The sequence below is a fragment of the Allobosea sp. 01N443 genome, from assembly GCF_056399325.1.
This window is the reverse complement of sequence record NZ_JBFTRC010000148.1, coordinates 1-14030: the sequence shown is the minus strand read 5'-3', so window position 1 is coordinate 14030 and position 14030 is coordinate 1. Positions and strand designations below refer to the sequence as shown.

Sequence of the window (14030 nt, the reverse complement as noted above, 5' to 3'; positions counted from 1 at the left end):
GAGCCTTGGCCGACATAGGCCGTGAAGGTCTGGATGTCGGGATCGGTCTGACCGATCAGCCTTTCGGCTTCGGCGACGACGCCGGACGTGGCTCCGATCGACGAGCCCTCGGGAAGACGGAGCTGGAGAAAGAGCTCCTTGCGCTCCGATAACGGGAAGAATTGCTGCTGGACGAAGCCGAACCCGACGACAGCAGCGGCGAAGATGCCGACCGTGACGACGACAGTCGTCAGCCGCCAACGCACGCAGATCTGGATCGCCCGGCGCAGGGCGCGGTACAGGCGGGTATCGTAGATCGCGCCGGGGTCTCCGTGTGCGCCGCCCTTGGACAGCGACGACGGCAGCAGCAGGACCCCGAGATAGGGCGTGAAGACCACCGCCACGATCCAGGACAGGGCGAGCGCGATCCCGACGACCCAGAAGATGCCGCCGGCATACTCGCCCGCACCCGATTTCGCGAAGCCGACGGGCAGGAAGCCCGCGACCGTGACGGCGGTGCCGGTCAGCATCGGGAAGGCGGTCGATCGCCAGGCAAAGGCTGCGGCCTGGATGCGGTCGTAGCCCTGCTCCATCTTCACCACCATCATCTCGACCGCGATGATGGCATCGTCGACCAGCAGCCCGAGCGCGATGATCAGCGCACCGAGCGTGATCCGGTGCAGGTCCATGCCGAGCATGTACATCACGACGAAGGTGGCTGCGAGCACCAGCGGCACCGAAAGTGCGACCACGATCCCCGTGCGCCAGCCGAGCGACAGGAACGAGACACCGAGCACGATGGCGAGCGCTTCGACGAAGGAGCGCTCGAACTCGAAGATCGACTCCGCGACGATCTCGGGCTGGTCGGCAATCTGCTCGAACTTGACCCCCTGCGGCACGTCCGACTGGAACGCACGCGTCGCGGCGGCCACCTCCTTGCCGAAATTCAGGATATTGGCGCCGCGCGCCATCACGACGCCCACGCCGAGCGCGGGTTCGCCGCGTTGGCGGACAAGAAAGCTCGGTGGGTCGACGAAGCCGCGCGTCACGGTTGCGATATCGCCGAGCCGGAAGGTGCGTCCTCCGGCATCGACCGGCGTTTCGGCCACCGCCTTGACGCCGTCGAGCGCTCCGGTGACGCGAAGCGGAATGCGTTGCGCGTTCGTCTCGACGGTCCCGGCGGGCGTCACGTCGTTCTGGCGGGCCAGCGAGTCGAAGAGCGCCTGCGGCGCCACGCCGAGCGTCGCCAACTTGGCATGGCTGAACTCGACATAGATGCGCTCCGGCTGGACGCCGTAGATGTTCACCTTCGCGACGCCGGGAACCCGGAGCAGCCGTTGCCGCAACGCGTCGGCGACCTTCTTGAGCTGAGCGTAGTCTGCGCCGTCGCCCGTCAGCATCGTGAGGATCGAGTCGACATCGCCGTACTCGTCATTGACGTTCGGGCCGATCACGCCCGCCGGCAGGGAGGGCCGGACATCGTCCATCTTCTTGCGGAGCTGATAGAACAGGCCCGCGACCTCGGCCGGCGGAGTGCTGTCCTTGAACGAGATCTGCATGGCCGCAAAGGACGGCTTCACATAGGTCTGCACCTTGTCGAAATAGGCCAGCTCCTGCAGCTTCTTCTCGATGGGGTCGGCGACCTGGTCCTGCATCTCGCGCGCAGTGGCGCCTGGCCACACCGCCGTCAGCACGGCGTCCTTGATCGTGAAGTTCGGATCCTCCGAACGCCCGAGCCGCATGAAAGACAACGTCCCCGCTATCGCGATCACGATGATCAGGAAGAGGACGAGGGCGCGGTGCTCGACAGCCCAGCGCGAAAGGTTGAATTCTTTCATGGCGTCCTGGGCCTTCTCAGAATGAGAATTGATCGACGGCGCGAACGGTCAGGCCGGCGTCAAGCTTCTGCGCGCCAAGCAGGACCACGCGGTCGCCCTCCGCGAGCCCGGCAGAGACGATCACGTCCTTCGCTTCGTAGACGGCGACAGTGACCGGCTTGGCTGCGAGCTTTCCGTCCGGGCGCACGGTCCACACCGACGGCCCCGCGCCCTGGTTGACGAGCGCTGTCAGCGGCAGGCGAACGATGCGCTCGGGATCGGAATCGGTCAGGGTTACGGTCGCCGTCATGCCGAGTTGCACTTCCGGGCCTGCTGCCGCGACAGGGAAGCGCGCGAGATAGGTCCGCGTCGCGGCGTCGGCGGCAGGCGACAGTTCACGCAAGGTCGCGCCATAGCGGACCCCGGCGTTCGACCAGAGCGTGACGACGGCCTTCGCCTGTCGCGCGCGTTCGACCGAGGCCTCCGGGATCGCCACGACGGCCTCCTTTTCTGCTGTGCGGGCAAGCCGGATCGCCGCGTATCCCGGCTGGACGACCTGGCCGGGCTCGACCGCGGTCGCCGTGATGACACCGTTCGCGTCGGCGCGCAGGACGGCGTAGGACGAGGCGTTCCTGGCGAGGTCCAGCGCACGTTCAGCGCGGGCGAGGCGGCTCCGCGCCTCCTCCGAAGCGGCGCGCCTTGCGTCGAGCGTGGCGGCTGTCGTCCACCCCTGCTTGATCAGCGACCTGGCGCGATCGAAATCGGCCTCGGCCTGCGCCCGGCTTGCGGCCGCTGCCGCGCGCTCCGCCTCGGCCTGTGCGACCTGGAGCCCGAAATCGGCCTCGTCGAGCGTGGCGAGCACGTCGCCGTCCCGGACCACGTCCCCGACATTCACGAGCCGCTTGGCGACCTTCCCCTGCACGCGGAAGCCAAGATCGCTTTCGACGCGGGCACGAATGACACCGACGAGGCTGCGCTCGCCGGTCCTTGGCTCGAAGGCGACGGCCGGAGCCAGGACGGGGCGGGCCTGGTCGTGCGTTTCGGCGCGCTCTGCGCCGTCCGAAGGCCCGCAACCGGCGAGCACCGCGGCGAGCCCCACAATGGATGTGGCGCGAAAGACGTTGGAAAGCAGTGGTGATCCGCGCATGGCGCCCTCGAACTGTTGTGAGGCCGGACAGGGGTGCTGCGGAAGGTCTGGATCGCGGGTTTGACGCGCGGATCGCACCTTCAGGAAACACCGGTAGCGCAAGCATGATCGGCTAACGTGTGACGAATGTCAATATTCGTCACACGTATTTTGTCATTTGATTATCGTCGCTGCGGGACCTTCCGCCTGGGCCGCCCCGGCGCTCGCCGCGTTCGGGGGGCGGTCTCCGTGAAGTGTCCGTGTTCGCTGAAAGGGGCCGTAGCGCGCACCGCGCGTCAGCTCGAGCGTGGTCGTGAGAGCGCTGACGGTGAGCCCGAAATCGCCGCGCGCGTTCGATCTGCCGCTGGCGCCGCCGGTCGCACCGGGGAGGGCGCCTTGCCCGACCAGCGAATCCTGGTAGAGCGGAATTCCGGCTCCTTTCGAAGGAAATCGCAATGCCGGATCTCTCCACCCTCATGCTCTTTGCCGCCGCTTCCGTGGTGCTCACCGCCACGCCCGGCCCCGACATGCTGCTGATTGCCTCGCGCAGCATCAGCCAGGGGCGCAGCGCCGGGTTTTTGACCTATGCCGGCATCGCGCTCGGCACCTATTGCCATGCGCTTGCTGCCGCGCTCGGGCTGTCCCAGCTCTTCCTGACCGTGCCGATCGCCTATGAGATCCTGCGCTGGGCCGGCTGCGCCTATCTGCTCTATCTCGCCTGGAAGACCTTGCGCGCGGACGGAGCAGGGTTTTCTCCGACAGCGACGCTGCAGCGGCTGTCAGGGCGGCGGATCCTCGGGGAGGGCCTTGCGACCAACCTGCTCAATCCAAAAATGGCGCTCTTCGTCCTGGCGCTGTTTCCGCAATTCGTGACGCCTGAAGGCGGCTCGATGGTGGCGCAGATGCTGGTGCTGGCCACGATCATCAACGGCATCGGCTTCCTCGTGAATGGCGCGGTGATCCTGCTCGGCACCCGGCTTCGTAGCCTTGTTGCCGGCCGGCTCCGCTTCCCCAGGTTGCCCCAGTATCTGCTCGCCGGCGTGTTCGCGGGGCTGGCCTGCCGCCTTGCGCTCGGGGCCAGGAACTGAGCGCGCCGCGCGCGTGACACAACCCGAGGCAAAAAAAACGCCCGGCCGCGGAAACCGTGGCCGGGCGTTTTCAAGAGAGGGGAGCTTTCGCCCTTACTTCGCGGCGCTGGCGAAGGACTGCCAGCGCTTCAGGAATTCGTCGCGCTTGGCGGCCGCCTCGTCCTCGTCGATGCCGAAGACCTTGACGCTGTCCATGGCCGGCAGCTCGACATGTTTGGAGACGTCGATATCGCTGCGGCTCGGCCGGCGGAAGGCGTTCTCCAGAAGGGCGATCTGGGCCTCCTTCGAGAGCATCAGGTCATAGGCGGCCTTTGCCGTGGCGCCGCCCGGCGCACCCTTGATCAGCACCTGGAATTCCGGCGTGCTGAACGTGCCCTCGCTGGGGTAGACCAGCGAGATCTCGCGCTGACCGCCGGCGACATAGGCATAGGCGTTCGACTCGAAGGTCAGGCCGATCGGGTATTCGCCCTGGCCGACGCTGCGCAGCACGGTCGAGGCGGCGCTGGAGACCGTCAGGTTCGCGGCGAGCGCCTTCAGCCCATCGGGGCCGAGCAGCTTCTCGACGCCCCACAGGATCGTATAGGCGGTCGAGCTGTTGGCGGGGTCGGCGATGATGATCTTGCCCTTGAAGGCCGGGTCGAGCAGCTCCTTCCAGGTTTTTGGCGCCGGCTTGCCGCCGAGCTGGTTCTTGTTGACCATGGCCACGACGAGATGGACGTTCGAGGCCGTCCAGAGGTTCTCCGGCTGGCGCAGGGCTGCCGGGATCGCGGCCGCTTCCGGCGAGGCATAGGGCTCGAAGAGCGGCTTGAAGGCGCCGAGCGTATTGGCGCTCGAGCTCCAGAACAGATCGGCCTGGGGCTTGGCGGCTTCAGCCTCGATCCGGCGCAGGAGCTGGCCTGAGCCGCCGGTGATCGTGCTGATCTTGAGTTTTGCCTGCTTGTCCTTGGCGACGCCGAGCACGGCGTCCACGGCCTGCGCATTGTTCGAGGTGTAGAGCACGACGGTGCCCGCAGCACCCTGGGCGAGAGCCGGTAGCGCCGGTGCGGCCGCAAGGCCGGCGAGCCCGGCAAGGACGGCGCGGCGGTCGATCAGGTTTGTCATGGTCGTTCCTTTCTCCCCGCCTTCCCCTTGCTGTGTCCGGACGGCGAGGCGGAGCCGGCCCGGCTTGGTCGTTTTCTGGATCCGTTCAGGCCTTTGACGAGAACAGGTCGATCTTGAAGACGCGGGTCGCGACGATGATCGGGATCAGGATCACCGCGACCAGCACGAGGCCATAGGCCGAGGCCGAGGCCATCAGGTTGGAATCGATCAGCTTGTAGATCTGGATCGGCATCGTCTCGCGCCCGCCGGAATAGACGATGATCGAGGCCGAGAGCTCGGCGACGGTGGTCGTCCAGGTCAGCACCGCGGCCGCGGCGACCGCCGGCAGCATCAGCGGCAGCACGACCTTGAAGAAGGTCGCGACCGGCGGCACGCCGAGGCTGACCGAGGCCTCCTCGATCGAGTTCGGGATATTGTAGAGCGTCGAGGAGGAGTTGCGGATGCCGAAGGGCAGGCGGCGCACGACATAGGCGAGCACGATGATGCTGGCCGTCCCGGTCAGCGGCAGGAAGCCGGTGTTGAAGGACATCACCAGGCCAAGGCCGATGATCGTGCCCGACAGCGCCAGCGGCAGCGCCGTCAGATAGTCCAGCGCCGGCGTCAGGATATTGCGCTTCTTGACGATGAGATAGCTGACGAGCGCGCTGAAGGTGATGCCGATCACCGTTGCAACCGCCGAATAGGCCAGCGTGTTCAGCACCGGATCGGGCGCGATCCGCACCAGCCGCTCGACATGGGCCGTCGTCCATTCGCCCCAGCGCATCACCGGGCCGCGCGAGACGGTGAAGGCGCCGATCACGATCGAGCCGAGCGGCAGCAGCGAGACGACGACGAGCAGCCCGGCGAGCAGGCCGATGAACAGGCCTGGCAGGCCGCGCAGCCGCTCGGCCCTGGCGCCGCGGCCTTGCGTGACCTCGTGGCGGCCGCGCGAGACGACCCAGCGCTGCACGAAGAGCACGATCATCACGAGCGCGATCGAGACCGTCGCCAGCGTCGACTGCATCACCGGGTCGGAGCCGCCCTCGGCGACCGCCGCCTGGTAGGTCAGCACCGAGAGCAGCGGCACGCGGCTGCCCAGAATGGTCGCGGTCGCGAAATTGCCGACGACGAGGGTGAAGACGAGGAGCGAACTCGCCAGAACCGAGGGCAGGACCACGGGCAGCATCACGCGCAGCCGCGAGCGCGCCGGCGAGGTGCCGAGGCTCTGGGCGGCTTCCTCGAGCTGGACGTCGAAGCCGCGGATGGCGGCGAGCGTGCCGATATAGATGTAGGTGTAATAGGTGAAGGTCATCACCGTGATCAGGCCGGGCCAGCCGTAGAAGCTCGGGATGTCGATGCCGCGCGCGCCGAGATAGCGGGTGATGAAGCCGTTATTGCCGAGCATCATCAGCCAGGTCTGGGCCGCGATGACCTCGGGGATGACCAGCGTGATCAGCGGCAGGACCGCGACGATCGATTTGCCCGGGAATTCGAAGCGCGCCGTGAAATAGGCGAGCGGCACGCCGATCAGCGTCGTGGTCAGGGTGACGGCGACGCCGAGCACGATCGTGTTGAGGATGGCGGCGAAATATTTCGGATCGGCCGCGAGCAGCGCCCAGCCGCTATGGCTGCCGCTGCCCAGGCTGCCGGTCAGCACCCTGAGCAGGGGATAGAGCAGGAAGACGGCCAGGATCCCGAGCGCCAGCGCCGAGAACCAGAACCAGACCGAGCGGAACTGCCGGCTCATGATGCGAGCACCAGCGTCCGGGCGGGATCGAAGCCGAGGCCGACCTTGGCGCCGGGCTCGAAACGGTCATGGGCGCCGCTCTGGAGATCGACCGCCAGAATCCGCCCGCTGTCGAGCACGACCTTGTAGCTGGTCTTGCCGCCGAGATATTGCCGATGCGCGATGCGCCCGGGCAGCGTGCCGGCGCTGCCGGGCTCGGCGAGCAGGATGTCTTCTGGCCGCGCCACCAGCGTCGCGCGGCCGGCCGCGAGCGCCGCTGGCGCACGGGCCGCGATCGCCGTGCCGTCGAGCACGACCGGGCCGGTCTCGCCGGCCTGGCGCGCCAGCGTATCGACCTCGACCAGATTGGCGCCGCCGACGAAGTCCGCGACATAGCTGGTGCGGGGCTCGCGATAGATCTGGGCCGCGGTGCCGACCTGCTCGAGCCGGCCCTGGTTCATCACGCCGATGCGGTCGGACATGGCCAGCGCCTCTTCGCGGTCATGGGTGACGAAGACGGTGGTGATCTTCGCCTCGCGCTGCAGCTCGACGATGGTCTCGCGCACCTGCAGGCGCAGCTTGGCATCGAGATTGGAGAGCGGCTCGTCCATCAGCAGCACCTGCGGCTGGATGACGAGGGCACGCGCCAGCGCGACGCGCTGGCGCTGGCCGCCCGACAGCGCGGCCGGATGGCGCTGTCCGAGATGGCCGAGGCCGACGCGCTCCAGTGAGGCCTGGACCTTGGACTTGATCACGCCTTCCGCCTGCCGGCGAGCACGCAGGCCATAGGCGACATTGTCGAAGACGGTCTTGTCGGGAAACAGTGCGTAGTCCTGGAAGACCATGCCGATATCGCGCTTATGCGGCGGCAGATGCGTCACCTCGGTGCCGCCGAAGCGCAGATGCCCGCGCTCGGCCGGGACGAAACCGGCAATGGTGCGCAGCAGGGTGGTCTTGCCGCAGCCGCTGGGGCCGAGCAGGGTGAAGAACGAGCCTGGCTCGATCGTCAGTTCGAGCCCGTCGATGATGCGCTGGCCGCCATAGGCGACGGCCAGATTCTCGATCGCGATACCCATGTTTCCCCCTCGGTGCTGGAACTCCGGCGGATCGGCGCCGTCTCGGAGCGGGTTGGCTCAGTGTTTCATGCTGGTCTCGACGAGCCGCAGCATCTCGCGGTGGCGCGCGGGATCGCCCGCCGCCATGATGCGCTTGCCCGTGCTCTGGGTGAGCGGCTGGCCTTCCCAGTCGGTGACGACGCCGCCGGCGCCCTCGATGATCGGGCGGAAGGGCGCGAAGTCCCAGAGCTTCATCCTGGTGTCGAAGGCGGCATCGGTCCGCCCGCTCGCCAGCAGGCCAAAGCTCATGCAGGCGCCGCCCCAGATGCGCCAGGCGGTCGCCGCGCGCATGGCGTCGAGCGCCGGGCGCTCCTCGTCGTCGAAGAAATCGGGATTGCTGGCGGAGAGAATGGCCTCATCCAGCGCGCCGCAGGCGCGGGTGCGGCAGGGGCTGCCATTATGCAGGGTCGGCCGGCCCTTGACGCCGATCCAGCGGTCGCCGGTGACGGGATGGTCGATGATGCCGATGATCGGCTCGCCCTCGCGCATCAGCGCGATCAGCGTGCCATAGACCGGCAGGCCGGCAATGAAGGCGGCGGTGCCGTCGATCGGGTCGAGCACCCAGACCAGATCGGCGTCGGAATTCGCGGAGGCTTCCTCCTCGCCGATGATGCCATGGCTCGGAAAGCGGTCGGCGATGCGCTCGCGCAGGCGCCGTTCGATGCGCGCATCGAGCGCGGTGACGAAGCTGCGGTCGGGCTTGACCTCGACATCGGGCCGGACGGTTGCAGCCTCCCGCAGGATGCTGCCGCTCTCCTGCGCCAATTGCCAGGCGAAGGCGAGCCAGCTGTCTTCCTCTTCCTTGGAGCGCATCCCCGCCTCACCACCGCTTCGATATGTCATCAGAATGTCATGATACAAGAAAAATACAATAAGTATTTTGCTTCGCCGACTATGGAATCGGGCGCCGTGCGGGGCATGGAACGAGGAGCGATGCCCGGAAAAACCGCAGGGCCGCGCCTGCCGCCCTCAGGAACGGCCGCTCCAGCGTGACGCAGCGGGCCGTCGCTCCGCGAAAACTTGTTAGCCGGGAAGCAAGCGCACGGCCAGCGCGGCGTTCACCCGATGCCGCGCTCGCGTCTGTTCTGTCGCCTATGTGACGACGAAGCCGTGGGCGAATGGGTCGCGATCGTCGATGAAGATCGTGTTGATGCCGGTCATCCTGGCCCAGCCGGCGATGGAGGGGACGATCGCCGGCTTGCCCGCGACGGTGGTCGCCGCCTCGACGCGGCCGTTGAACAGCGAGCCGATGATCGATTCATGCACGAACTCGTCGCCGACCTTGAGCCGGCCCTTGGCCGCGAGCTGCGCCATGCGCGCCGAGGTGCCGGTGCCGCAGGGCGAGCGGTCGATCGCCTTCTCGCCGTAGAACACGGCATTGCGCGCGTGCGCTTCGGGCTTCGTCGGCTTGCCCGTCCACTGGATATGGCTCAGGCCACTGATCTGCGGATGCTCGGGATGGACGAACTCGTATTTGGCATTGAGCGCGGCGCGCAGTTTTGGCGACCAGCCGACGAGCTCGCCGGCGGTATGGTCGGCCATATCCCGAAAATTCTTCTGCGGCTCGACGATCGCATAGAAATTGCCGCCATAGGCGACATCGACGACGATCTCGCCGAGCCCTTCGACCTCGGCCGTCAGGCCTTCGGCGGCGAGGAAGCCCGGCACATTGGTCAGGCGCACCTCCTCGACGAAGCGGCCCTCCTGGCGATAGGTGATGTCGACCTTGCCGGCGGGCGCGTCGATCGAGAGCTTGCCCGGCTCGCGCGGGGTGATCAGGCCGTTCTCGATGCCCATGGTGATCGTGCCGATGGTGCCGTGGCCGCACATCGGCAGGCAGCCGGAGGTCTCGATGAAGAGCACGGCGACGTCGCAATCGGGCCGGGTCGGCGGATAGAGGATCGAGCCCGACATCATGTCGTGCCCGCGCGGCTCGAACATCAGGCCGGTGCGGATCCAGTCGAACTCGCGCAGGAAATGCGCGCGCTTCTCCAGCATGTCGGCCCCTTCCAGCCGCGGGCCGCCGCCCGAGACGAGGCGGACCGGATTGCCGCAGGTATGTCCGTCGATGCAGGAGAAGGTGTAGCTGGCCATGGTCCGGGCCCTTCAGAAGCGCTGCGGGGAAAAGGGGGCAAGGTCGATCGCGGGCTCGCGCCCGGTCAAGAGATCGGCGACGATCCGGGCTGTGCCTGCCGACTGGGTCAGGCCGAGATGGCCATGGCCGAAGGCGTGGATCACGCGTGGCGTGGCCCGCGCCCGCCCGATCGCCGGCAGGCTGTCGGGCAGCGAGGGACGAAAGCCCATCCACTGCACGCCGCCCTCGGGCTTCAGGCCGGGCAGGAAGAGGCGCGCCTTCTTCAGCATCGCGTCCGAACGGGCGAAATTCGGCGGCAGCTTCAGGCCGCCAAGCTCGACGGCGCCACCGACGCGGATGCCGGTCGAGAGCCGGGTCGCAACGAAGCCGTGGCCGCCAAAAGTGATTTGCGTGCGCAGGTCGAAGGCATCAGCGGGGAGGGTGGTGTTGTAGCCGCGCTCGGTTTCGAGCGGGATGTGCTCTGCGAGGCTGCGGGCGATCAGATGGGAGAAGGCGCCCGCTGCGATGACGACCTGCGGCGCGCGGCGTGTGCCGCCGTCGCGCGAATGGATCGCGACAGTATCCCCGAGTGGCGTGAGGCCCGAGACGTCGAGACGCTCGATCGCGCCGCCCTTGCTGCGGAACGCCTCCGCGAGGGCCAGGGTGTAGAGTTTGGGATCGGCAATCGAGTACCAGCCGGGCGTGAAGGTGCCATGCGTGAAGCGCGGCGCAAGGCCGGGCTGGATCTCGGCCATGTCAGCGGCATCGAGATGGCGAAATGCGACGCCGTGCCTTTCCCGCGCCTGCCAGCCGGGAAGCGAGGCCTTCAGCTCGGCTTCGCTCTCATAGACCTGGAGGTTGCCCTCCTTGCGCAGCATGAAGCTGGTGCCGGTGGCCTGCAGCAGCGGCTCGAGCTCGGCTTTCGACAGGTCCATCAGGGCCGTCTGCGCCGCCGTGGACTGCTCCACGTTCCGGGGCGAGCAGGCTCGCCAGAAGCGATACATCCAGGGGGCGATCTGCAGCGCATAGCGCGGCGGCACCGAGAGCGGCCCCAAAGGGTCGGCAAGCCAGCGCGGCGCCTTCTTGAGAATGCCGGGCGATGCGAGCGGCAGGATATCGGTGAAGGCGAAGGCGCCGGCATTGCCGGCTGACGCGCCGGCCGCCGGTCCTTCGCGATCAAGCACGATGACCGACAGGCCGCGCCCCTGCGCCGCGATCGCGACGGAGAGGCCGACGACGCCGGCGCCTATGACGATGACATCGGGATCGGCCATCAGCTCAGACCTGCGGGACTCAATCGGCGAGCGGACGCGGCGTGGCGGCGGAAAGCTCCGCCGCCACGCCCGACCTTAAACCCGCCCTCAGGCGGCATATTTCTGGACGGCGCCGGGAAGCGTGTTCCAGGCCGCATACCAGCTGTCGAAGAGCGCGAGCTGCGCCTCGGCATAGCCGCGCTGGCTCGCGGTCAAGGCATCCGTCTCGTTGAAGTGCAGGGTGTATTCCTTGGCCCCCTTCAGCACCATCATGTGCTTGAAATAGAGCACGAGATCGGGACCCTCGTCGAAGGAGGAGAGCACGCCGAGAGCCTGCTCGAGCTCCAGCGCGCGCTGGCGCGCCTCGGCATCGCCGGCCGCCGCCGCCTGGGAGAGCTTGCAGAGATGGATCACTTCCTTCGGCAGCACATTGCCGATGCCGGTGATCGCGCCCGTCGCGCCGCAATTCACATAGCCATGGACGACGGCGGTATCGACGCCGATCATCAGCGAGACGTCATCGTCGCCGCTGGTGATGGTCTCGGCGGCATAGCGCATGTCGGCCGGACCGCCGAATTCCTTGAAGCCGACGAGGTTCTTGTGCTCGGCCCGCAGGGCGAAGAACAGGTCGGCCCGCGTCGCAAAGCCGTAATAGGGGCTATTATAGATCACCGCCGGCAGATCCGGCGCGGCCGAGAGGATCGCCTTGAAATGCGCCTTCTGGGCGAGGAGGACGGTGCCGCGGGACAAGACGCGCGGGATCACCATCAAGCCCTGGGCGCCGACCTTCTGCGCATGGGCCGCGTGAGCCACCGCTAAAGCGGTGTTGACCGCGCCGGTGCCGACGATCACCGGAATGCCGGCCTTCACCAGGCGCTCGACGCCTTCCATGCGCTGGGCATCGGTCAGCAGCGRCCAATCTCCCATCGAGCCGCAATAGACCACCGCAGACATGCCTTCAGCGATCAGCTCCTTGCCCTTGCGCACCAGGGCATCGAAGTCGGGGGTTCGATCCGCCTTGCACGGGGTCATCAGCGCGGGGATCACACCGGAGAAAATCTTGGCCTTCATGTCGATCTCCTTCTGGCTTGCCGAATGGTGGAGTTCGCAGCGCCGCAAGGGCGACGACGCTCGTCTCTGCGTTCTGATATATCTGTTTGCATATTATTTGTCGACAAGAATTAGGCGAGCGTCCTAAAGGGCAATCTCCAGGCGCTCGTCGCCGACCATAAGCTTCTGGATTTGCTGGACGATCTGATCGGCATGCGCCTTGCCGAGGCGCTCGGCCGCGACGACGTCCCGGGCGATGATCGCGGCGATCATCGCTTCATGCTCCTCGACGAAACGCTGAGGCAGCCGGTCCTCGTAGGACTGATAGTAGAGCCTGAGGAAGCGCCGCCCTTCATCGAGCAGGCGGCTGAACAGGCTGTTGAAATACGGGTTGCGGCCGGCCTCGGCGATGGCGGAATGAAACGCCGCGTTCGTCGCGATCATCGCCAGCGCGTCCTGCGCCTGCACGGCGGCGGCGAATTCCTTCTGCCGGGCGCGGATGGTGACCAGATCCTGCGGGCGATGATGCTGTGCCGCGAGCTGCGTCGTCACCCGGTACATCAGCACGAGGGCGTCGAAGAACGGCGACATGTTGAGGAAATCGAGGTTCGACACCATCGTCGAGCGGTTGGGCAGCGTGTCGATCAGCCCTTCGCCCGCCAGCCGCACCAGCGCCTCGCGAATGGGCGTGCGCGACATCTTGAATCGCTCGGCGAGCTGGACTTCGTCGATCGGGCTGCCCGGCGGCAGCACGAGGTCGAGGATCTCGTCCCGCAGCAGATCATAGACGACCTTCACGCCCGAGCCGCGCTTGCGCTCGGGAGCGGCGGCAGATTGTTTCGTCGTCTTCATCGGCAGATCCTCTTGTCGACAAGAAGGATACTGGCGGCGCCAAGGCGGATCAATCGCTTCGAGGGGCGCCTTGCGCACGCAACGAAACGAAACTCGCCTGACGCACAGCCAAAGCGGGAAGGGCGGGCCCGCTCTGGGCCCGCCCTGAAGATCGATGGCGACGGTGATGGATCGGCTCGACCGTCCTGGTCCGGTCACTTCGCGTTGGCGGCTTTCTCGATGATCTCGGCGACGACGGCCGGCTTCGAGACATAGACGGCATGGCTGCCCTTGGTCTCGACGACGGTTGATCCGGCGCGCTTGGCCATCTGGTGCTGGGCCGGGGGCGGGATCATGTGGTCGTCGCTGGCGACGAGATAGAAGCTCGGCTTCATCTTCCAGGCCGGATTGGTGACCGCGCCGGCCAGCGCCGCGACGCCCCAGGGCACCTGCGAATCCGCCATCAGGGCGGCGGTGTCGGCATCGACATCGGCGGCGAAGGCGGCGGCGAACCTAGCCTTGTCGAGGGCGAGGAAGCCGTCGACGGGCGGCAGGATCGGCGGGACTGATGCGCCGGGAGGCGGGTTGGCGATCAGCGAGGAGACCGACTCGCCCTGATCCGGCGCGAAGGCGGCGATGTAGACGACCGCCTTGACCTTCGGATCGGTGCCGGCCTCGCTGACGACGACGCCGCCATAGGAATGGCCGACCAGGATGACCGGGCCATCCTGCTGGGCGATCGCCCGCTTGGTGAAGGCGACATCGTCGGCCAGCGAGGTCGTCGGGTTCTGGACGATGGTGACGCTGTAGCCCTTTTTCCGGAGGATATTGTAGACGCCCTGCCAGCCCGAGCCGTCGACGAAGCCGCCATGGACGAGGACGACGTTCCTG

Annotated in this window: 12 protein-coding genes; 1 reads left to right on the top strand and 11 read right to left on the bottom strand. The window is 67.1% G+C overall.

The genetic code is table 11. From position 1 onward, the window contains the following. Together AC1DRP_RS26855 and AC1DRP_RS26850 are read right to left on the bottom strand one after the other, a co-directional pair. Positions 1-1817, bottom strand: a 1817-nt coding sequence (locus AC1DRP_RS26855) for an efflux RND transporter permease subunit (protein ID WP_476770046.1), incomplete at its 3' end; no start/stop codon positions are given. Between the two features lie 16 nt (positions 1818-1833). Beyond that, on the bottom strand, positions 1834-2943 hold the full coding sequence (locus AC1DRP_RS26850) for an efflux RND transporter periplasmic adaptor subunit (RefSeq protein WP_441488644.1): 1110 nt from the start codon (positions 2941-2943) through the stop codon (positions 1834-1836). 434 nt (positions 2944-3377) lie between these two features. On the opposite strand from AC1DRP_RS26850, the gene AC1DRP_RS26845 reads away from it, so the two are divergent. After that, positions 3378-4010 carry a LysE family translocator gene (locus tag AC1DRP_RS26845; RefSeq protein ID WP_476770045.1) on the top strand — a complete coding sequence of 211 codons (633 nt, stop codon included), beginning with the start codon at positions 3378-3380 and terminating at the stop codon, positions 4008-4010. A gap of 93 nt (positions 4011-4103) precedes the next feature. Here AC1DRP_RS26845 and AC1DRP_RS26840 read toward each other — a convergent pair whose 3' ends face one another. The 9 genes from AC1DRP_RS26840 to AC1DRP_RS26800 form a co-directional block, all read right to left on the bottom strand. Continuing rightward, the gene (locus AC1DRP_RS26840) at positions 4104-5111 is read right to left on the bottom strand and encodes an ABC transporter substrate-binding protein (RefSeq protein ID WP_476770044.1); all 1008 of its coding nucleotides are present in this window, start codon (positions 5109-5111) and stop codon (positions 4104-4106) included. A gap of 85 nt (positions 5112-5196) precedes the next feature. Continuing rightward, the gene (locus AC1DRP_RS26835; protein ID WP_476770043.1) at positions 5197-6837 is read right to left on the bottom strand and encodes an ABC transporter permease; all 1641 of its coding nucleotides are present in this window, start codon (positions 6835-6837) and stop codon (positions 5197-5199) included. After that, complete coding sequence (locus tag AC1DRP_RS26830) at positions 6834-7892, bottom strand: ABC transporter ATP-binding protein (RefSeq protein ID WP_476770042.1); 1059 nt, start codon at positions 7890-7892, stop codon at positions 6834-6836. Before AC1DRP_RS26830 ends, AC1DRP_RS26835 begins: the two co-directional genes overlap by 4 nt. 57 nt (positions 7893-7949) lie before the next feature. Then, the gene (locus AC1DRP_RS26825) at positions 7950-8774 is read right to left on the bottom strand and encodes an inositol monophosphatase family protein (RefSeq protein WP_476770041.1); all 825 of its coding nucleotides are present in this window, start codon (positions 8772-8774) and stop codon (positions 7950-7952) included. A 249-nt stretch (positions 8775-9023) separates the two neighbouring features. Continuing rightward, positions 9024-10025: a 4-hydroxyproline epimerase gene (locus tag AC1DRP_RS26820; RefSeq protein WP_441488638.1), complete on the bottom strand. Its 1002-nt coding sequence runs from the start codon at positions 10023-10025 to the stop codon at positions 9024-9026. Positions 10026-10037: 12 nt separating this feature from the next. Further along, positions 10038-11279, bottom strand: coding sequence for an NAD(P)/FAD-dependent oxidoreductase (locus AC1DRP_RS26815; protein WP_476770040.1), 1242 nt, complete (start codon positions 11277-11279; stop codon positions 10038-10040). 87 nt (positions 11280-11366) lie between these two features. After that, a complete protein-coding gene (locus tag AC1DRP_RS26810; RefSeq protein WP_476770039.1) occupies positions 11367-12329 on the bottom strand; it encodes a dihydrodipicolinate synthase family protein in 963 nt (320 codons plus the stop codon). A 123-nt stretch (positions 12330-12452) separates the two neighbouring features. Then, on the bottom strand, positions 12453-13160 hold the full coding sequence (locus AC1DRP_RS26805; protein WP_441488635.1) for a GntR family transcriptional regulator: 708 nt from the start codon (positions 13158-13160) through the stop codon (positions 12453-12455). A gap of 194 nt (positions 13161-13354) precedes the next feature. After that, on the bottom strand, positions 13355-14030 hold a 676-nt coding region (locus AC1DRP_RS26800; RefSeq protein WP_476770038.1), incomplete at its 5' end, for an alpha/beta hydrolase.